This is a genomic window from Bifidobacterium oedipodis (assembly GCF_012932425.1).
In the GTDB taxonomy this organism is placed as follows: Bacteria; Actinomycetota; Actinomycetes; order Actinomycetales; family Bifidobacteriaceae; genus Bifidobacterium; species Bifidobacterium oedipodis.
Window position 1 is genome coordinate 171296 of record NZ_JAAIII010000001.1, and the last position, 20992, is coordinate 192287.

Below are 20992 nucleotides of genomic sequence, written 5' to 3' on the forward strand. Positions count from 1 at the left end.
TTCAAGCGTTTGCGCCATTTTGTATATTCTCTTACGCTCCGTAAAGTCTCTCAGTTTTTCTTTTGTCTGCCAAAAATGTGGGCAGGATGTGGGCAGAATGGGCGGACGATACCATTGGTATGCACACATGTGCATACGGATGACTGGAAGGATATAAGGGCATGAAAGTGGTGCTGCAGCGGGTTTCGCAGGCGAGTGTTGACGTGGTCAATGAGTTGGGTACATTGGATCCCACTTTTGAGGCACAACAGATCGGCCCGGGTTTTATGTTGCTGGTCGGTGTGGAGGATGAGGACGGCGACCCACAGATTCAATGGCTGGCGCATAAGATTCTCAATCTGCGCGTGTTCGAGGATGAACAAGGCAAGATGAACCGGTCGATTCAGGATATCGGCGGTGAGATTCTCTCGATTTCGCAGTTCACGCTGTTTGCCGATGTGAAGAAGGGCAATCGTCCAAGTTTTGTACGTGCGGGCAAACCCGAACATGCGAATATTACGTGGATCAAGTTCAACGAAGCGCTGCGCAGCGGGGGAGTGCCGGTTAGGGAAGGGCGTTTCGGCGCACATATGCGTGTCGGTCTGGTCAACGATGGACCGGTGACCATTGTGATGGACACCAAGGAATACGGCATCTGACTGCAGCGGAATGCAACCGGGTAGAAGTCTGCGGAAGTTTTCTTGAAGACGATTTCCTATGCGGCCAGCTCCTAATGTAAACCACAGGAGGGTTAACGGTTCATTGGTGTTCCGGTTCGCAAGATGATATGAAAAACCGCGCAAGCCGATGAAACAGCTTGCGCGGGAAAGAGCGGGGAACCGGCTCCATGGGGGAGGCGGGCCGATTCCCCAAGTATGTGGTGCCGGTTGCCTCGCGGTTGAGCTACCGGCGTTGGGGGTATCCGAGGGATACCCATGGATTATCAGGCTTCGACGGCCTTCTTGCCTTCCATCACCTTGTAGCCAAGGCCGATGACCAGCACGTAGACGCAGCCGATGGCCATTACAAGGATGCCGCCGAACTGGCCGGCAACGTCAGCCGCCGCACCCATGATGGGCGGGAAGATTGCGCCGCCGATCAGGCCCATGAGCATCAGGCCGGAGATTTCGTTCTGGCGCTCAGGGCGGTACATCAGGGCGTGGGAGAGGAACAGCGAGAACACGTTCGAATTGCCGAAGCCAACGAGGGCGACAGCCACCCAGAACAGGGCCACCGGCGGGTTGGAAGTGGCAAGCGTGAAGATCGCGAAGCACACGGCGGAAGCAGTCATAATCACGCCGCACACGAGGATGCCGATGCGGTTGGAGATCTTCGAAAGTACGATGCCGCCGGTGAAGCAGCCGATCATACGGGCGATGAAGTAGACCATGGTGGCGTTGGTGGCCACGGTCAGGGCGATGTCGGTGTGCTCCATGAGGATGCGCGGTGCCTGAGCGTTAATGGCCACGTCCACGCCCACATGGGCCACGATGCCGAGGAAGCACAGGAAGACGATGCGATCGGAGAACAGCAGCTTGAAGCAGCTGGCGATGGAGGTGGTGCCGGCGTCGGGCGCGGGCTCCTCGATCTTGTCGAAGGCGAGCAGCACGTAACCGAGAATGCCGACCACCAGGTAAATCACGAACAGGATCCACCACATGTTCATCTGATTGAATCCCCAAGCGGCGATAAACGGCGCGAACAGGGAGGCGAAGGCCTTGACAAACTGGCCGGTGGTCAGGGTGGAGGCCAGCTGGTCGCCCTTGACGAACACGGTCAGCAGCGGGTTAAGCGACACCTGCATCAAGGTGTTGCCGATGCCGAGGAAGGCAAAGGAGATGACGATCAGCACAAGGCGTGCGGTGCCGGCGAAAATCACATAGGCGATAATCGGCAGGGCCATGGCCACAAGAGTGACGAGAATGGACAGCAGCACGGTTTTGCGACGGCCGATTTTGTTCATCAGGATGCCGGTGGGCACTGCGAAGATCAGGAACCAGAAGAACACCATGGTGGTGAACAGGTTTGCAGTGCCGTCGGCCAAGGTGAACTCGGCCTTGACATAGTTAGTGGCGGTGCCGACCAGGTCGACGAAGCCCATGACGAAGAATGCGAACATCACAGGTGCGATTTTCGCAAATCCGGCGTTGCCGGTCTTAACGGTTTCGTTGCTCATTTTATGTTTCCCTTTTTCTTAAATGCAATGAGGCAATGAACGTTGGTGTCGGTATTCAGTTATTGCTGTATTCAGTTATGTCGATTCGATTTTGGATATGGCTCACGCCTGAAGTTGGGTGCGAGTAAGGTACCCGAACATCGTTGTCCAGGCGCGAGCCATAGGCCAAAAAGGAAAGGAATGGTAGCGGCTTGCCAAGAACGCTCTTGGGAAACCGATTGGTTGGTTGGTGGGTAGAGGGCTGGAAGCCCGGAGCTACTACTTGCCTTCGGCGGCGAGGTAGTCGGTCATCTCAGCCGGGTACTGCGGCCAGGCACCGGCCTGGGTGCACACGAACGCGGCGGTGTTGACGGCCTTGCGGTGGGCTTCGGCCAGCGTGTCACCAAGCAGCGTGCGTGCGGTGAAAGTGCCGGAGAAGGAGTCGCCTGCGCCCACGGTGTCAACCACTTCGACGTGCGGGGTGTCCAGCGTGGAGGATTCGCCCTTGCGCGAGATGATGGTGGAGTAGGCGCTGCCGGCGGTCAGGATCACATAGTCGAGATCGTACTGCTCGAGGAACCAGCGGGAGGCGTCTTCGCCCGAGGTGCCGCGGATATCGAACATGTCGCGCAGCAGCAGCAGCTCCTCGTCGTTGATCTTGAACACGGTGGAGGCCTTGAGCAGTTCCTCGATGAGTTCCTTGGAGTAGTGGTCGCCGCGCAGGTTGATGTCGAAGAACTTCATCGCACCCGGCTTGGTGTGCTTGAGCAGTTCGGTGATGGTGGCGTGCGTTTCGGGGGAGCGCAGGGCCAGCGTGCCGAAGCACACGGCGTCGGCCTTGGAGACCACGTCGATAAGCTGCTTGGTGTACAGGATATGATCCCAGGCGACACCCTTGACAATGGTGTATTCCGGAATGCCGTTCTTCAGCGCGACTTCCACAGTGGAGGTCGGCCATGCGTTGCGCTGGATGACGGTGTTGATGCCGGCTTCGTCGGCCTTGGCAATCAGTTCGTCGCCGAGCTCATCCTCGCCGACCGCGCTGATAGCCCAGCCTTCGGTGCCGTTCTTCATCGCATGGTAGGCGAAGTTGACCGGGGCGCCTCCGGCGCGCTTGCCTCCGGGCAGCATATCCCACAGCAGTTCGCCAAGGCTGAGAACGATGGGGGTGGTCATGGTGGTTCCTTTCCTTGTGGTTGTTATTTGCTGATTTCGCGTGGAAATCGTTGCCGACGAGACCGGTTAGGCCACGTCGAAGAATACCGAGGGGCATTCCAAAAATTGGGTGACGGCTACGGCTGCGGCACCGCAGACGGTGGCATCCGTAGGCAGGGTGGACAGAGTGATGGAAGTCGTGTCGTTTAATTCGGGGATGGCGCGTTCGGCCACCGTTTTGCGCACTTCACGCAGGAAGTAGGGGCCGGCTTCGGCCACGATGTCACCGATGATGATGTGCTCGGGGTTGAAGCCGTTGAAGATGGTTACACAGCCGTAGCCCACATAGCGTGCGATTTGACGAACCATATCGCGCGCTGCGTCGTTGCCGGCATTCGCCTTGTCGAATAGCGCGCGCACTGCGTCGGTGTGGGTCATATCCGCCGCTTCGGGTACCACGGTGCCATTGCTGATCAGCATGTCGTGGATGGCCGGGGTGGAGCAGTAGCGTTCGAGGCATCCGTAGTTGCCGCAGTCGCAGGGGCGTCCATTGACATCGATGGAGATATGGCCGATTTCGGTGGCAGCGCCGATTGCACCGTTGATCAGACGTCCGTTGTCGATGACGCCAAGCCCGACGCCTTCGCCGACCAGATAGTAGGCGATGTTGTCGTCAGCGTGCACTGCCGGATCGAACAGGTAGTGGGCGAGTGCGCCGGCACGGGCATCCTGTTCGATGAAAACAGGCACGCGGAAGGCGTGGGAGAACTCGTTGATGAAGTTGATTTTGCGCCAGCCCTGCATGCTGGAAACCACGGCGGTGCGGCCGACTTTGCGCAGGTAGGGGCCGGGAACAGCCATGCCGATGGCCACGATGCTCGGATCGTCATCGAGCAGGCCGGTGATGCGGTCGTGGATGATGGCGATGGTGTCGTTGATGGTGTTGTCGTAGACGGTGGGCAGTGATTCGAGACTTAGCGTGTTGCCGCACAGATCGAATACGCCGATCTGCACGAGAGAGCGGGCGAATTTGATGCCGATGGTGTGGAAACGTGCGGTGTCGAGATTGAGACCGATGGAACGGCGGTTTTTCTCACCTTCAAAATCACCGGTTTCTTCGATTACTCCGGCTTCGATGAGTCGGGCGGTGATTTTGGTGATGGCTGCGGGGGTCAATCCCAAGGCCTTGGCGATTTGTGCCCTGGAGCTGACGCCGTTGTGGTAGAGGTGCTTGAGGATGCGCGAACGGTTGGATTCGGAGACGGAAGCTTGGGATGCTGGGGTGATGATGCCTGAGGCGTTCATACGCGTAACTCCTTTGCTCTAGCTCCGTTGCGGTGTTGTCCGCTCGTCGTTGAATCTGAACTTGATTAAGATATTAACGCAGTTAATCAATTTCCGCAATCAACATTGGTCGGCGTGTCGCGCGCCGATTTTCCTGCGGAAAATCACAAGCGCGCGACGCGAGGAGGAGAAGGCCCGGTGGGCCTTCGACGACGGAGCCATCCGTTGTCTGCCGATTTTCCTGCGGAAAATCACAAGCGCGCGACGCGAGGAGGAGAAGGCCCGGTGGGCCTTCGACGACGGAGCCATCCTTATGACAAACCCAACCTCCCACAAAACTCGCGTACCTTACTTCCAAAACAATCCAAATGTCCCCCACCCCTCGGTGTGTACCCCACCTGAATTTGTTAGGATAGTAGTCAATATTCGGTTGCACATAGCACAAACAACAGCCCGACCGAGTGTGTTCAATGATGAGCAAGGAGAACTTATGTCGACAAACAATGCGAATGGCTTGAGAATAGGCGTCGATGTCGGCGGCACCAAAATAGAGGCCGTGCTGGTGTCTCCTGATGGCAGAGTGCTGGGGCAGGCGAGGATCGCGGCCAGGCGCGGCAACCAGGCGGTGCTCGAAGACATTGAGTCCGTCGCTAGGCAGGCGGCGGGTGAGCGCTTTGCGGAAGTCGCGGCCATCGGCATCGGCACGCCGGGCCAGGTCAATGCCGACACGGGGCACGTGGGGGATATTGTGAATCTCGATGTAGTCAGTATGGATATGGGCCCTGAAATTGCCCAGCGCACCGGCGTTGATACGCATGTCGAGAATGATGTCAATGCGGCGGCGGTTGGGGCGGCCGCACTATTGGGCGGTGCCGAAGGATTGACCGGCACCATTGCACTGTTGAATTTTGGCACCGGATTGGCTGCGGGCATTGTGCAGGACGGGGTGTTGCTGCACGGCTATAGTGGCGCAGCCGGTGAAATCGGGCATGTGCCGGTCGAGCCGCATCGTTTCAAGTGCCCGTGCGGACAATACGGATGCTTGGAAACGGTGGCGTCCGGCGCTTCGGTGGCGCGCCTGTGGCCACACGCCGATCCGCCGATGCCGGATCTGATCCGACGGGCCATTCGCCGTGAAGCCGAAGCCGTGGATACCTTGGATATGGTGATGCGTGCTATCGGCGACGCCATTCAGATACTGGCTCAGTCGGTCGATCCACGTCTGATTATCTTGGGCGGCGGCATGGCGAAAACCGGCGAGCCGCTGCTGGAAGTAATCAACGCCGAACTGCATCGGCGAGAGGCGCAGTGTCATTTCCTGGAATCGTTGAATCTGCCGGCGCGCCTGCGCTTGGCACCGGTGGAACAGCCGGTGGGTGCCATCGGCGCGGCGCTGGCGGCATAGCTCAGATATAGGCGAGGAAAAAGATCTATATATAGGTGAGGCTCCAATCATGGTGATTGGAGCCTCACTGCGTACTATTGGCGCGTGCTACTGGCTACTTGGTGGCCAAATAATGCAATATCACTGCAATGGCCTCGCCCTGTACGATGATGTCCGGTCCGCATTCGCACCGACGCACCACCGTGTGCTTATGGAATGACGAGACGGTGGCGGCATCGAGATACTGCTGCGTGGCCTCAAGGAACACGTCGTTCACTACCAGAGGCTGCCCAAACACACAGATATCCGCAAGATCGAGCAGGCCGGCGGGCATGGCCAGCGCCTGGCCCAAATGAAGCCCGGCCTCGCGCAGAATCTCTTGACGCTGGTTTTCGGAGGCATTCTCCATGCGTGTTTTGAGGATATTGCCTGATAGATACCGTTCAAGGCATCCTCGCTTGCCGCATGGGCATAGCGGGCCGTTGAGATCGATGGAGATGTGGCCGATTTCTCCGGCTGCGTGCATTTCGCCGATTACGGGCCTGTTGTTCACCAGAATCGCCGAACCGATGCCGACGTCCATGCGCACGAACAGCATATTGGGGCCACCCTGACCAAAGAAGCGCTCGGTGAGCACGGCACTGATCGCGTCATTGGTCACGGTGACATCGATGCCGAAATGGTCGCTGATGGGTGTGGCCAAATCGAGATCGCGCCAGCCTCGCATGGTTGAAGAGCGCACGACGCCGTTGTCGACCACGCCGGGGGAGGAGATGCCGATGCCGATTATTTCACCGTCAGACATGCCCAGCATTTTCTCAATCAGCTCGATGATGATCTGCGCGGACACGTCACCGTCGTCGTTCAGTGTGATTTCCGCGCGTTTCAAAGGTTGGCCGAGCAAATTGGTTACCGCGCCATTGAGAAGATGCTCTTGGGTCAAATCAATGCTGATAATGCGCAGGCGGTCGGTATCGATGCTCAGCAGGGTGCCGCGCTTGCCCTTGCCGGCGCTAGGGGCCTGACCGGTTTCGCGCAGCAGGCCTTCCTCCAGCATTTGGCCGACCACATCGGAGACGGCAACGCGACTTAATCCGGTTTGCCTGCCAAGTTCGGCGCGTGAGAATTGGTTGGTGGGGAATAGTAGATTGAAAATGATTTGCCGGTTGTTGCGCCGAACATCGGCGGGTGAGGCTTTGGCCGATCGCGCGGCAGGCTCTCCGGCGAAGGCTTGGTATGGCATGGCTGCTGCTCCTCCCGCGGGTCGTGCTGGTGAAGCCGAAGGACTTCAATGGTTGTGCTGGTTTTGCTGTGCGTCGCGTATACCATAGCAAATTCAACTGTGAATCTGTTATGCAACTTCACGATTATTTCCAGTTTAACGTCTACAAGCCGCTAAAAACGCCGAAGCATGTGCAAGTCCAAAATGGTAAGTATCATTAACAAATGCGAGTTATGCATGTCTGATATGTTTGACAGGCAGAACGCGGATCGATAACTCAACACAGGGGTATGACAAGGAAGTCGTCGTGATCCTCACGCAGGGGCGCAAATCGTGGCCAACGGCATGGGGTATACAACAGGGAGGTAATGATGCCGGAAATTATTATCGTGAAGAACGAAGCCGAAGCAGGCGCAATCTATGGCCGTTGTGTGGCCAATTTGATCAAGGCGAAGCCGGATGCCGTACTGGGTCTGGCGACGGGATCAAGCCCGTTGGCGGCCTACCGTGCGCTCGCGGAAATTGTCACGGCGGAATCGATTGATGTATCGCAGGTGCGAGGATTCGCGCTGGACGAATATATCGGATTGCCGCTTGAACACCCGGAATCGTATCATTCCACGATTCGACGCACGGTGATCGAACCATTGGGATTGGATCCGGCCAAGGTGCGTGTGCCAGGTGACGCGTTGGACGGAGCGCCTTTGGAAGATGGCGAGCGAATCGCTGCGGCTGGGCCGGCCTATGACCGGGCGATCGAAGACGCGGGCGGTATTGACGTGCAGATTCTGGGTATTGGCACGGATGGTCATGTGGGATTCAATGAACCCGGCTCCTCGCTGGCATCGGGCACTAGGGTCAAAACTCTGGCGGAACAGACGCGTGTGGATAATGCTCGATTCTTCGACGGTGACATCGATAAGGTGCCGACGCATTGCATCACCCAGGGCATTGGCACGATTATGAAGGCTCGTCACTTGGTGTTGCTGGCGTTTGGTTCAGGCAAGGCCGAGGCGATTGAAGAGACGGTGGAGGGTGGTGTGTCGGCGTATTGCCCGGCATCGGCACTGCAAATGCATCCCCATGCCACAATCATCGTGGATGAAGAGGCTGCAAGCCGTTTGCGCCACAAGGATTACTATCGTTATGCCTACACCCACAAGCCCGCCTGGCAGGGCATCTGATTCGGGTCGTTGGGAAACATCATGACTGATAGAAACGAAGTCGTCTCCCGCGTCACTGCGGCGCTGAGCGGCAAACCATCCCCAGTGGCCATATGCAACGCGCGCAAAATCGATGCACGCGGTGAACAAAGCGGCTATTGGGTCGTCTCCGATGATACTGGCGTCATCATCGCCTCCGGCGTGGGCAATGACTCTTTTGAAGCGGCATGCCGCCGAGTGGGCATCGATCCCGATGCCCCGAGGGTTAAAGCGGGCACCAATCTGTATGAGGGCGAACCATACCTAACCGAAGATGGCAAACCCGCCGTTGTCGACGCCTCCGGCAGAATCCTCACCCCTGGGTATGTGGACATCCATTCCCATGGCGCATGGGAATATAGCTTCGACGATGGCAGGCACGGCATCGACGTGGCGCGCGCGGGGCATGCTGTGCACGGCACAACCCGTCAGGTGTTGTCGCTGATCACCAATCCGATTGACGAGATCTGCAACAATATTCGCACGGTTCGCGATGCCATGGCCACAGGACGCCCCGACATCCTCGGCTGCCACTTGGAGGGTCCCTTCCTTGCCATGGCGCGCAAGGGTGCACATGATCCGGAATGTTTGAAGGATCCGGTACCTGAAATTGTGAATCGCATGCTTAATGCTTCCGGCTGCGACCGGCAGTCCGGCAGCTGTGGTTGCATCCGGCAGATCACCATTGCTCCGGAGCTGCCGCATGGTCTTGACGCCATTCGACGCTTCGCCGAAGCCGGCGTGGTGCCTGCCGTGGGCCATTGCGACGCCGACTATGCGACAGCCAAGGCCGGTTTCGACGCGGGCGCAGGGCTGATGACCCACATGTTCAATGCGATGAACGGACTGCACCACCGCGAGCCTGGGCCGATTCCAGCGGCGGTTGAGGATCCGCGCGTCACCATCGAACTGATCAACGATGGCTTCCATGTTGACAATCCGATGGTCAGGCTCGCGATGAAGTTCGCGCCGCATCGCATCGCCTTCGTCACCGACGCCATGGCCGCCACCGACTGTCCGGATGGTGCCTACAAACTGGGCGCGTTGGATGTGAATGTGGTCGATGGCCATGCGCGTCTGGTATCCAATGGTGCCATCGCCGGCTCGACGTTGCTGCTGGAGGTTGCTGTTCAGCGGGCGGTGAACGAGCTGGGCGTTAGTGCGCCGGATGCCGTCGAAGCGGCAACGCTCACCCCGGCCAGAGCCTTCGGCTTTGATCGGCCCAATAGTGTGACCGGTTCCCCGATTGGGCTTATCGCGCCGGGCTTCGCAGCCGATTTCAACGTGATCAACCCCGTTGATTGGTGCGTCGAACAGGTGTGGTGCGCCGGGCGCAAACTGCGCTGATCGGTGTCGGCGAGCATCTGGCTGTGCACACGTCAGAGCGTTGATTAGAGTATATGAAGGGCCGCATGGTGAGACGATGATATGCTTCGTCTCACCATGCGGCCCTTTGTCGCAATGAATCGCAGGAATCCGCAAAACTGCTCAATACCGCCAAAAATCGGCCCCTTATGCCACAAGCGAAACATAATTCGGCCGTTATGGAAACGTTCGGTTAACAAACCGAAGCGATAGTCGGCGGTACATCGCATCTAATAATGCAGGTGCGATAGATGAAATTAGAGAGAGGATTCTTGTGAATTCCAAGAAGATTCTGGCCGCCATCGCATCCGTGGCCGCCATCGCATCCCTCGCCGCCTGCGGTGGCGTGAAGGACGACAACGCCGCGACTTCCGGCGATAGCTCCGCCATCACCATCGGCACCACCGATAAGATCACCAGCCTCGACCCGGCTGGCTCCTACGACAACGGCTCCTACGCCGTGCAGATTCAGGTGTTCCCGTTCCTGTACGCTCAGGACTACAACACCTCCGTCTGCGGACATCGCCGCCGATGACGGCACTTGGAACGAGGACGGCACTCAGTTCACCGTCAAGCTCAAGGAAGGTCTGAAGTTCGCCAATGGCAACGATCTGACCGCCTCCGATGTGAAGTTCTCCTACGACCGCATCAAGACCATCAACGATGAGAACGGCCCGAGCTCGCTGCTGGCCAACATCACCAACGTTGAGGCCAAGGACGACACCACCGTCGTGTTCACCGACTCTGTGCCCTTCGACGTGACCCTGAAGCAGGTCATGAGCTCCCCGGCCGGCCCGATCGTCGACGAGGACTCCTTCGACGCCGACAAGCTGACCGACGCCGACACCATCGTCTCCAAGAAGGCTTTCGCTGGCCCGTACTCGCTGACCGCCTTCAAGCTCAACGAGACCGCCGCCTACGCGAAGAACAAGGACTATCAGGGTCTGACCCCGGCCAAGAACGATGCCGTGCAGGTCAAGTACTTCGCTGATGCCTCCAACCTCAAGATGGCCGTGCAGCAGGGACAGGTCGACGTGGCCTACCGCTCCCTGACCCCGACCGATATCGAGGATCTGTCCAAGGACTCCAAGCTGCAGGTCGTCAAGGGCCCGGGCGGCGAAGAGCGTCTGCTCGTCTTCAACATGAAGATCCAGCCCTTCGGCGAATCCCAGCCCGATGCCGACGCCAACAAGGCCAAGGCCGTGCGCCAGGCCGTTGCCAACCTGATCGACCGTGACGAGCTGGCCACCAAGGTCTACAAGAATACCTACACCCCGATGTACTCCTTCATCCCCGATGGCCTGTCCGGCCACGATGACACCCTGAAGGCCGCTTACGGTGACGGTAACGGCGCTCCGTCGGTCGACAAGGCCAAGAAGGTGCTCGAGGATGCCGGTGTGTCCACTCCGGTTGATCTGAAGCTCCAGTACAACGGCGATCACTATGGTTCCTCCTCCGCCGACGAGTATGCTGCCATCAAGGCTCAGCTTGAGGAAGGCGGCCTGTTCAAGGTCGACCTGCAGCAGACCGAATGGACCCAGTACAACAAGGATCGTGTGGTCACCGAGGATTCCGACGGTGCCTACCCGGTCTACCAGCTCGGCTGGTTCCCGGACTACTCCGACCCGGACAACTACCTGTCCCCGTTCTTCCGCGACGGCAACTTCGTGAACAACGGCTACTCCAACAAGGAAGTCAACGACCTGATCGTCAAGCAGGCCGGTGAAGCCGACGAGAACGCTCGCGCCGAAATCCTGAAGCAGATTCAGGAGCTCGAAACTGAAGACCTGTCCACCATCCCGCTGCTGCAGGGTGCTCAGACCGCTGTCGCCAGCTCCGACGTGAAGGGCATCGTGCTTGATGCTTCCTTCCGCTTCCGCTACGCCTCCGTCACCAAGTGACGCTGACTGACTAACGCTGGGAGTCCGCGCGTGTTCGACGCGTAAGGCTCCCAGCGCTCTCGTATCAATTCATATTTTCCAAAGTCCTATTGGCCCACTGAAAAGGAGCACCGCGTGTCCAGCACAGCAGCTCCGGCCGCCGCAAAGGATGCGGCGAAGCCGAAACAAGCCAAGAAGAACCGACTGTCGGGCGGATTCTTCCGCTTTATTCTGACCCGGTTCCTCCTGATCATCCCCACCGTTTTCATTCTTGTCACCATCGTCTTCTTCGTGATGCGCGCCACCGGTGACCCGATTTCCGCCGCCATGGGTGGCAGGCTCACCCCCGAAGAATTGCAGCGACGTATCCATGCGGCCGGCTACGACCGTCCGCTGATCGTGCAGTATGCCGATTATCTGGGTGACCTGCTGCACGGCGACCTCGGCACCACCCTGACCGACAACCAGCCGGTGATCACTATCCTCACCCGTTATGGTGCCGCAACCTTCGAACTGGCCTTCCTCGCGCTCATCGTCGCGTTGATCGTCGGCATCGGCCTGGGCCGTCTCGCCGCCCGCAAGCGTGACCGCGCCGCCGACGCCGGCATCCGCACCTTCGCCATCCTGTGCTACGCCACCCCGGTGTTCTTCCTCGGCCTCGTGCTGAAACTGATTTTCGCCATTTGGCTCAACATTCTGCCGGCCTCCGGTCGCTCCTCGCTGGATTCCGAAATGCAGTTCACGCGTCTGGTGTCTCCCACAGGCTTCTATATCATCGACGCGCTGCAGCTGGGCAACACAACCGTGCTCATCGATGTGCTGCGTCACGCCGTGCTGCCTGCACTGGCACTGGGCCTTCTGACCGCAGGCGTGTTCATCCGCTTGGTGCGCACCAACGTGATCTCCACCTTCAACTCCGGCTATGTCGAGGCCGCCCGCTCGCGCGGCGTATCCGAAAAGCGTCTGCTCAACAAGCACGCTTGGAAGCCGGCCCTGATCCCGATCATCACCGTGATGGGTATGCAGATCGCTTTGATGCTCGCCGGTGCCGTGCTCACCGAAACCACCTTCGAATGGAAGGGCTTGGGATTCATGCTCTCGCAGTATCTGAAAGCCCGTGACTTCGTGGCCGTGCAGGGCATCGTAATCCTCATCGCCATCATCGTGGCCGTCGTCAACTTTATCGTCGACGTGATCGCCGCGCTCATCGACCCGAGAGTGAGGTACTGACGTGTCCATCGCATCCACAAACAAAGTCACTGTTCCCGGCGACGAGCGTCTGAATAAGCTGAATGTCAACAAGAACACGCCGCTATGGGCCAAAATCCCGATTATCAAGGAACTGCGCGTCGCAGTTGGCTGGCAGAAGGGCATGCTGATCACCGGCCTCGCCCTGACAGCCTTCTTCCTGCTGGTCGCCATCTTCGCGCCACTGATCGCCCCCTACGGCCATGCGCAGATCAAGGACGCCAACGGTGTTTCCTTCCCGGCGCAGGCCGCACCCAGCGCCGAACACATCTGGGGCACCACCGCTGGTGGTTTCGACGTGTTCTCCCGCGTGGTGTGGGGCGCGCGCACCGCCGTCATCGCCATCATCGTGGCTGTGCTGCTGTCCATTTTCGCCGGCGTGCTGCTGGGCTTGGTCTCCGGCTACTTCGGCGGCTGGGTGGATCGCGTGCTCGTGATGATCGCCGACGCCGTCTATTCCTTCCCGTCCCTGCTGCTCGCCATCCTGATGGCCATTATGATCTCCCACGGCCAGTCCGGTCTGGTCAGCGGCATTCTGGCCTCCGGCATTTCGATCACCGTGGTCTACATTCCGCAGTATTTCCGCACGATCCGCGCTGAGGTCATCCGTATCAAGGAATCCGCCTACGTGGAATCAGCCCGCGTGGTTGGCGCCTCCACCTGGCGCATTATGACCAAGCACCTGTTCAAGAACTCCACCCGCACCCTGCCGGTGATTCTAACGCTGAACTCCTCGGAAGCCATCCTGACCCTGGCCGGTCTGGGCTTCCTCGGCTTCGGCATCGAGCCGACCGCAGCCGCCGAATGGGGTTACGATCTGAACCGTTCCGTCTCCGACGTGACCGCCGGCATCTGGTGGACCGCCGTGTTCCCGGGCCTTGCCATCGTGCTCATCGTGCTCGGCATCACCCTTGTCGGCGAGTCCCTGAACGATTTGGCCGATCCGCGTCTGCGCGCACGCAAGTCCGCCGGCGAAGTCGTCGGCTCCATCGAAGACACCTCCGTGGATCCCTCGGAGAAGCCTTCCGTGCGCAACGAAGTGGTCGCCGAACTCGACTCCACCGTCGACCCGCCGGCCACCGTCACCGACCATGATCCGTCGTTCACCGTGTCCGAATGGACCGGCGAAGGCAATACCACTGGCACGGCCAAGGGCAAGGAGTGAACCATGAGTGAACACAGCCAAGGCAATCTCGCCGAAATCAAGGATCTGTCCGTCTCCTTCATGACCGACGCCGGTTCGATCAAGGCCGTTGAGGACGTGAACTTCACGATTCCGCGCAAAACTGTGGTCGGCGTGGTCGGCGAATCCGGTTCCGGCAAATCCGTAACCGCACGTTCGATTATTAAACTGCTGCCGGAGACCGCCACCACCTCGGGCGCGGTGTACCTGTCCAAGCGCGATGGCTCCGATTCGCTCGACGTGCTCTCGCTTTCCGGCGAGCAGCTGCGTCAGATGCGCGGGTCCGAAGCGGCCATGGTGTTCCAGGAGCCGAACTCGGTGCTCAACCCGGTTTACACCATCGGCTGGCAGATCGAGGAGGGCCTGCGCGCCCATGGTCTCAAAGACAAGAAGGAACTGCGCGCCAAGGCCATCGATATTCTCAAGAAAGTTGGCATTCCTGACGCCGAAACCCGCGTGGACTACTATCCGCACCAGTTCTCCGGCGGCCAGAAGCAGCGTATCGTCATCGCCATGGCGCTGGTGCTCAACCCCGGCCTGATTCTGGCTGACGAGCCCACCACCGCACTGGACGTTACGGTGCAGGCCGAAATCCTCGACCTGCTGCGTCTGGCACGTGACGAATTCGACGCCTCCGTGCTCATCATCACCCACAACATGGGCGTGATCGCCGACATCGCCGACCAGGTGGTCGTGATGTACCGCGGCCATGTGGTCGAACAGGGCACTGTGGAACAGGTATTCTATAACCCCAAGGACGACTACACCAAGCGTCTGCTGGGTGCCGTGCCGCGCATCGGTCAAAAGCTGGTCGTGCGCGACGTGGACGGCAACGTGATCGAGCGTAAAACCGATTGGCGCACGCAGCCGGTGGCCGTCGAAGCCAAGGGGCTGACCATCACCTATCCGGGCCACCTCATGCAGCCTGATTTCAAGGCCGTCGACGGCGTGGACTTCACCATCCACCGCTCCGAAGTGCTCGGCTTGGTCGGCGAATCCGGTTCCGGCAAATCCACCACCGGTCGCGCCATCGCCGGCCTGCAGAAGGTCACCGGCGGCTCCCTAAACGTGCTCGGCATCGAAATGAACGGTGTCAAGGAACGTGATTTCAAGCCGAAGCGCGCCGATATCGGTTTCGTGTTCCAGGATCCAGGCTCCTCGTTCAACCCGCTGATGACCATCGCGGAAAACGTGGCCGAACCACTGATCGTGCATAAAAAGTATGGTTCGGTGGCCGAAGCCAAGAATTATGTGGGCGATTTGCTGGAGATGGTGCAGCTGCCGCGCGCCTATATGAACCGCTTCCCGCATGAGCTTTCCGGCGGCCAGCGTCAGCGTGCTTCCTTGGCGCGAGGACTCGCTTTGAAGCCCTCGCTGCTGATCGCCGACGAGCCTACGTCGGCCCTCGATGTGTCGGTGCAGGCCAAGGTGCTGGAGCTGTTCAAACGTCTGCAGGCTGAAATCGGCTTCGCTTGCTTGTTCATCACCCATGATCTGGCAGTGGTCGATATGCTCGCCGACCGCATTATGGTGATGCACAAGGGCCAGATCGTCGAACACGGCGATGCTGACCAGATTATGCAGCATCCTGCCAATCCGTACACGCAGAAGCTGCTGGCGTCCCTGCCGGTACCTGATCCGCGCGAACAGCAGCTCCACCGCGCTCATCTACACGAGCTGCTCGCTCAGGAAGCTTGAGCCTAATGAGGCGGTTTGTTGTTGTAACCGCTGTGAGTTGATACGAGGAAGGGCCTCCCCATGGGAAGCCCTTCCTCGCGTTTATCTGTAAGCTGTGCTGGCTGGAAGCCAGCACAGTCGGTGTGGCTAGTGCAGCTGCCCGGCTGTTACAAAAAAGGCATGAGCGTCGCCGCGCTGTTTGCCTTCGATATAGCGACGGAATATCGCCAGACGTTCGACGGTGCTTTGCGCCAGGGGAGTGGGCAGATTGTCCATGTCGAACCAGCCCACATTCAGGCTTTCGTCGTCGCCGACGAAAGGCTCAGCGTTGCCGCCGGGCTTCAAGGCGCACAGGAACGAATGATCCATGTATTGCACATTGTCACCGTTCGCGTACGTTTTCGACTTGGTTTCGGAGACCACGGACACCAAGTCGGTGGCTATGACGTCCACTCCTGTCTCTTCTTTAACTTCACGGGCGGCGGCATCGGCGGGTTGTTCGCCTGGGTCGATGATGCCATAAACCATTGCCCATTCGCCGGTGTCTGTGCGGCGACCGAGCAGAATACGATCCTGCTCGTCGAACACACATGCCGTCACACCATGCAGCCACAACAGGTCATGGCCGATTTTCTTGCGCAAATCAAGCACAAACTGCGGTGTTGCCATCTCAGGCCTGCTTTGCCTGTTCGGCCATCCAGGCTTCGACGTCGTCGATCTGCTTGGGGATGCCGGCGGAAATCCATTCGGGGCCGTTCTCGGTCATGAGCACGTCATCCTCGATACGGATGCCGATGCCACGGTATTCCGGTGGAATCAGCAGGTCATCCTCACGGAAGTAGAGGCCCGGCTCGATGGTGAAAATCATGCCCGGGCGAATCGGAGCGCCCTGATACGCCTCGAAACGAGCCTGCGCGCAATCATGCACGTCAAGACCCAGATGATGCGCAACACCGCAGGCGAGCCAACGGCGGTGCTGCTGGCCGGATGGGGAGAGCGATTCCTCCACGCTCACCGGCAAGAGACCCCACTCGTGCAGACGTTCGGCGATCACACGCATGCAGGCATGATGAATATCGGAGTAGGTGGCACCCGGCTTGGCGGCCTCAAAGCCGGCCTGCTGGGAGTCCAGCACCGCCTGATACAAGCGCTTCTGGAAGTCGGTGAACTTGCCGTTGGTCGGGAAGGTGCGGGTGATGTCGGCGGTATACAGCGAATCAACTTCCACGCCAGCGTCCACGAGCAACAGATCGCCGTTCTTGACCACACCGGTGTTGCGCATCCAATGCAGAATCGGAGCGTGAGGACCGGAAGCCACGATGGAGTCATAGCCCACCGCATTGCCCAGCTCACGGGACACGGCGTTGAACGCGCCTTCAAGAATACGTTCGGAACGCGGCTTGTCGAGCGCCGTCGGCAGAGAAGCCAGCAGACGGTCGAAACCGGCCTTGGTGGCGTTCACGGCCTTGCGCATTTCGCCAACCTCATAGGCATCCTTGGTCATGCGGGCTTCGGCGGCGAACTCGTGCAGCTTGTCATCATCGGCGGCATTGCCATCTGGATCGGCGAAACCGTTGGCCTCGCGGATGGATTCAACCAGCGACGTGATCTCAGGATCGGTTTCACGCACCACGCGCACGCGCACCGCGCCAGCCTCGGCACCCACATCCTTGGACAGTGCGTCGGCCAGCTGGGCGATGTCATGGGTTTCGATGCCGGTCATCGCCGTCATTTCCTTCAGGCCAGCACGCGGGCCAACCCAGTATTCGCCGTAATGGGCGGACATGAAGAAGTCTTCAGTGGAATTGTCGGCGCGAGGGGCCACGAACAGTTCGGCCTCATGCGTTTTGCCGGCGGCAGCTTCGGGGGAGTCGGGGGCCACGGGGTTGAGCACCAGCACGGCACCAGCCTCATAATCCACGCCAAGGCCCGTGTAATAGGCGAAGGTGGTGTCGGGGCGGAACATGTAATCGCAATCGTTATTGCGCGCCTTCGGCTGGCCGGCCGGAATCACCAAACGCTCGCCGGGGAAGGCCTTGCCCAGCGCCTCCAAACGAGCCGGGGTGAACTTGGCCGCCTCAAGCGGTTCAATATCGGGATCCTCATCGGCCCAACCGGTTTTCATGAACTCCTTGAACGCAGAGGACTGCGGGCGCAGCGAACGATTGTTCACGCGGTCGCTCATCGCCTGATTCGCGCCGGGTGCCGCCGCCCGCTCCTCGGCCTCATACTCTTTGTCCTTCTCAGTGATGACTGTGGACATCAATGCTCCTTGTGGATTGTGCCTTCATGGTATCGATGACAATCCTACTCGGATATTCCCTCATCATGTGAAGGGCATAGGTTGACGTATCCGATAATGCGCCCGTTTGGATGACATGTTGCAGTGGAGTCTCAAGGGAGTTGCTTCTATCGTTGGTTTTATGAAACGCCGTTTCATACGACATGTCCGATTAATCCTGCAGCGACGCGGATCGGCATGGTGAGCGAATGGAGTGTTGCCATGAAGAAAGCTTTACTGTATCGGGCAGGTGCCATTCTGATGGCGGCTGCAATATTGGGAGGATTGTCATCGTGCAGCCCGCAAGATGATGAGTCGTCTCAGCCGTCCAAACAACAGCCTGAGCAAATCGAAACTCAGGATACTGATTTCAAGGAGGTAACCAAGGCATATCGTGCATTCAGTGAGGACGCGTTGGAGGAATATCTGCAGAACAATGTGTTTACCGACGATTTTGTATCAGATATACAAACATTGGGGCAGGGATCAATTTCAGGCAATGCCGACGTTGCATTGGAAGGTGATGTCAACGATTCAGATGACTATTACATTGCCTATATGTGCAAGCAGGAAGCCGAATCATCATTTTCGCTTTCACTCAGCGGCCCTGACGGGAGCAGGCGTCTGATACTCAATGAGGCCTGCGTCGCCCCAAGCGTTGCGGCTGTGTCACTGCCGGTTGAGCAATTCCCTGACGCAACATCGCTTACCGTGCAAGCTCAGAGTGACACCACTCTCGTGGTTTCCATTCACGAAATCACGAAAGACAAAGGAGATTGAGTCAATGCGGCACGTTGATGGGGTGGGGGAATGGGATTGGCGGTTATGGTTTTGCATATTGATATATGATTCGCTGTCGATTAGCGCGGCGGCGGAAGCTGAACATACAACTATCACACCATGGTTGGTGGTATATCTTATCGCTGCCATAGGGGTATTGGCACTGTTCGTGTGGTTCGGTTTGCAATCGTGGAGTATGACGATCGCGATAGCTTGCACCATTGCACTGATACTGCCAACGGCTTGTATGGTGCTATTCAGCGGTTCATTGAGCAGATTTCTTGGTCATATTTATTTCGTAGTGATTCTTTGGGGCTTGCTGGTATACCAGCACGGCAATACTGATGGCACCATAGGTGAATAGCACTGTTGCCGCGCAATGCCGACGGTTTTAAAAACAGCAGCATCACTTGCAGGGGATGGTGATGGAGACGGACCATTCGTTGTCTTCATTGCTGATATGCATTGATCCTGAGGCGGACGCGACCATCGAGGCAAGTGAGCGAGGGCTTGCTTGCTGATAATGCTGTTGCTCGGATTGAGCACATTGGTTGGAGGCAAAGAAACATATGGAATCATCGTGATGCGTGACGCGCAGCACATAGCATCCTGGTTTCCCATGTTTCATGATGTTATTGGTCAACTCAAGCACAATACTGATGCATGGCTGCTGCATATCAGGATGCTTCGTCACTTCATAATCTACATCTACATTAACGATGCCGATAAAACCCAATGATGCAAGACGTTCCTGTTGCCTGCGAATCACATCGTTCAATGTCATGTCATGCAGTGCTGCAGGCGGCTGATTGGTACCGCCCTCCGGCTGATCTTGACCGGCGGCTTCCCCGGCACGCAGAGGTGGAAGCACATCCGACCGGATATCATGCACCGTCTGGGAAAGAATGTTTTCCAATTGTTTGAACGCGGCGGTGGATTGCGCATCATTCGCATTGTCCGCGTGCAGGCGACAGAGATATATCGCATAAATCAGCGACCCGGCGATGGAATCATGCACCGTATGGGCGATGGCCAATCGTTCCTGCTGGTAGCGGATCTGCTTGTCTGCCAGCGCCTTTTCAGCCAGCAGCTGATCCTTATACGCCTTCCATCGAAAGGCATAGCCAATGCAGAAGGCCACGGTGAACGAGGCTGACATGCAGACGGTTCCCAGCGTCACCGGCATCGCATACAGCAACGGGCTGAGCAAACATGCCCCTGTATTTCCCAGCGCTAGGGGCAAAGACACCCAAAGTGGCACACTGTTGGCAAGCCATGCCAGCGAAAACCAGACGCCCCAGAGGGTTGTCGGCCCGCCAATGGTAACCGGCAGCAGCATTTCCACGATGGACAGTATGGATATCGCAACATATGCGACCTTGGGGCACGCCACAGACAGCAGCAGCATGAGCAGATATATTGCGGCGCAACAATAGTCAACCGGTGACATACGGTTAAATGACACCGCAAGTTCCGCAATAAATATCAGTAGGCAAAAGGCCGATCCGATAATCGATGTGACATGCGACGCATGATCGGAACGGCTGCGTGATATTCGTGTGCTCATCGTATCCAACCCCTGCTGACGCATATGGCTATGGCTTCGGTGCGTCCGTGCACCTGAAGTTTGCGGAATGCACGTTGCGCATGGGTTTTGGCAGTGGTCGCGCTGATATGCAATTGCCGAGCTATGGCCTCGGTGGTTTGCCCCTGCGCATACAGTTGCAATATTCGGCACTCCATATCAGACAACGGATTATCCATGGCAATCGGCTCGGACCAGTGCGCCGCAAACGAGTCGCCAGCAGCCTCTCCCAGTGCGCGTACCAGCATGGGCAGGGGAGTCTCCTTGGCAAGAACCGACGATAAACCACTGCCAGAAACGGGCGCATGCAAAGATTCATCGAACGCGGTAATGCCCACTGCCGGCACAGGAGTGGACATCTGACTCAATGCGCGCGCCAACTCCACTCCCGATAACTCCGGCATCTCCATATCCGTAAGCACCACTTGCGGCCGCATACGGGTTGTCTGGCAATACTCCAAGGCAAGATTCGCAGAGACCGTAGCCCACATAATGCGAAGAGGCGCACGATACCTCGATATCGCTTGGCATAAAGCGTCGAGCACCAGCACATCATTGTCCACTATGCCGACGGAAACCTCATGCTGTTCGGCCATCGTCCTACCCCTTCTC

17 protein-coding genes and 1 pseudogene are annotated in these 20992 nt (G+C 58.3%); 10 read left to right on the forward strand and 8 right to left on the reverse strand.

Going from position 1 to position 20992, the window contains the following annotated elements; all coding sequences use genetic code 11:
- Window positions 1–161 precede the first annotated feature (161 nt).
- Window positions 162–638, forward strand: a complete 477-nt coding sequence (gene dtd / locus G1C95_RS00710) for a D-aminoacyl-tRNA deacylase (protein WP_169171030.1) — start codon at window positions 162–164, stop codon at window positions 636–638.
- Between the two features lie 284 nt (window positions 639–922).
- Here the strand turns inward: dtd and G1C95_RS00715 are convergent, their stop codons facing one another.
- The 3 genes from G1C95_RS00715 to G1C95_RS00725 form a co-directional block, all read right to left on the reverse strand.
- On the reverse strand, window positions 923–2155 hold the full coding sequence (locus tag G1C95_RS00715) for an MFS transporter (RefSeq protein ID WP_169171031.1): 1233 nt from the start codon (window positions 2153–2155) through the stop codon (window positions 923–925).
- Window positions 2156–2413: 258 nt separating this feature from the next.
- Window positions 2414–3310 carry a carbohydrate kinase family protein gene (locus G1C95_RS00720; RefSeq protein WP_169171032.1) on the reverse strand — a complete coding sequence of 299 codons (897 nt, stop codon included), beginning with the start codon at window positions 3308–3310 and terminating at the stop codon, window positions 2414–2416.
- A gap of 66 nt (window positions 3311–3376) precedes the next feature.
- The gene (locus G1C95_RS00725) at window positions 3377–4594 is read right to left on the reverse strand and encodes an ROK family transcriptional regulator (protein ID WP_169171033.1); all 1218 of its coding nucleotides are present in this window, start codon (window positions 4592–4594) and stop codon (window positions 3377–3379) included.
- Window positions 4595–5063: 469 nt separating this feature from the next.
- On the opposite strand from G1C95_RS00725, the gene G1C95_RS00730 reads away from it, so the two are divergent.
- On the forward strand, window positions 5064–5978 hold the full coding sequence (locus tag G1C95_RS00730) for an ROK family protein (RefSeq protein ID WP_169171034.1): 915 nt from the start codon (window positions 5064–5066) through the stop codon (window positions 5976–5978).
- A gap of 94 nt (window positions 5979–6072) precedes the next feature.
- Here the strand turns inward: G1C95_RS00730 and G1C95_RS00735 are convergent, their stop codons facing one another.
- Window positions 6073–7200, reverse strand: a complete 1128-nt coding sequence (locus tag G1C95_RS00735; protein ID WP_169171035.1) for an ROK family protein — start codon at window positions 7198–7200, stop codon at window positions 6073–6075.
- Window positions 7201–7550: 350 nt separating this feature from the next.
- Here G1C95_RS00735 and nagB point away from each other — a divergent pair, with 350 nt between their 5' ends.
- The 6 genes and pseudogenes from nagB (at window position 7551) to G1C95_RS00765 (ending at window position 15755) form a co-directional block, all read left to right on the forward strand.
- Window positions 7551–8363: a glucosamine-6-phosphate deaminase gene (gene nagB, locus G1C95_RS00740; RefSeq protein ID WP_169171484.1), complete on the forward strand. Its 813-nt coding sequence runs from the start codon at window positions 7551–7553 to the stop codon at window positions 8361–8363.
- A gap of 21 nt (window positions 8364–8384) precedes the next feature.
- Window positions 8385–9728 (forward strand): N-acetylglucosamine-6-phosphate deacetylase, encoded by a 1344-nt coding sequence (gene nagA / locus G1C95_RS00745; protein ID WP_169171036.1) that lies wholly within the window; start codon window positions 8385–8387, stop codon window positions 9726–9728.
- Window positions 9729–10020: 292 nt separating this feature from the next.
- A pseudogene (locus G1C95_RS00750) lies at window positions 10021–11647 on the forward strand (ABC transporter substrate-binding protein).
- Between the two features lie 114 nt (window positions 11648–11761).
- A complete protein-coding gene (locus G1C95_RS00755; protein ID WP_169171037.1) occupies window positions 11762–12856 on the forward strand; it encodes an ABC transporter permease in 1095 nt (364 codons plus the stop codon).
- A gap of 1 nt (window position 12857) precedes the next feature.
- A complete protein-coding gene (locus G1C95_RS00760) occupies window positions 12858–14039 on the forward strand; it encodes an ABC transporter permease (RefSeq protein ID WP_169171038.1) in 1182 nt (393 codons plus the stop codon).
- A gap of 3 nt (window positions 14040–14042) precedes the next feature.
- Window positions 14043–15755, forward strand: a complete 1713-nt coding sequence (locus G1C95_RS00765; RefSeq protein WP_169171039.1) for a dipeptide ABC transporter ATP-binding protein — start codon at window positions 14043–14045, stop codon at window positions 15753–15755.
- A 126-nt stretch (window positions 15756–15881) separates the two neighbouring features.
- Here G1C95_RS00765 and G1C95_RS00770 read toward each other — a convergent pair whose 3' ends face one another.
- Both G1C95_RS00770 and G1C95_RS00775 read right to left on the reverse strand, forming a co-directional pair.
- Window positions 15882–16403, reverse strand: a complete 522-nt coding sequence (locus G1C95_RS00770) for an NUDIX hydrolase (protein ID WP_169171040.1) — start codon at window positions 16401–16403, stop codon at window positions 15882–15884.
- Window position 16404: 1 nt separating this feature from the next.
- Window positions 16405–17997: an aminopeptidase P family protein gene (locus G1C95_RS00775; RefSeq protein ID WP_169171041.1), complete on the reverse strand. Its 1593-nt coding sequence runs from the start codon at window positions 17995–17997 to the stop codon at window positions 16405–16407.
- Between the two features lie 240 nt (window positions 17998–18237).
- Between G1C95_RS00775 and G1C95_RS00780 the strand changes: the two genes are divergently transcribed.
- Window positions 18238–18795 carry a hypothetical protein gene (locus G1C95_RS00780; RefSeq protein WP_169171042.1) on the forward strand — a complete coding sequence of 186 codons (558 nt, stop codon included), beginning with the start codon at window positions 18238–18240 and terminating at the stop codon, window positions 18793–18795.
- Between the two features lie 4 nt (window positions 18796–18799).
- Complete coding sequence (locus tag G1C95_RS00785; RefSeq protein WP_169171043.1) at window positions 18800–19159, forward strand: hypothetical protein; 360 nt, start codon at window positions 18800–18802, stop codon at window positions 19157–19159.
- A 42-nt stretch (window positions 19160–19201) separates the two neighbouring features.
- Here G1C95_RS00785 and G1C95_RS00790 read toward each other — a convergent pair whose 3' ends face one another.
- Window positions 19202–20140: a sensor histidine kinase gene (locus tag G1C95_RS00790; RefSeq protein ID WP_169171044.1), complete on the reverse strand. Its 939-nt coding sequence runs from the start codon at window positions 20138–20140 to the stop codon at window positions 19202–19204.
- Between the two features lie 218 nt (window positions 20141–20358).
- Window positions 20359–20976, reverse strand: a complete 618-nt coding sequence (locus G1C95_RS00795; RefSeq protein WP_169171045.1) for a response regulator transcription factor — start codon at window positions 20974–20976, stop codon at window positions 20359–20361.
- Window positions 20977–20992 lie beyond the last annotated feature (16 nt).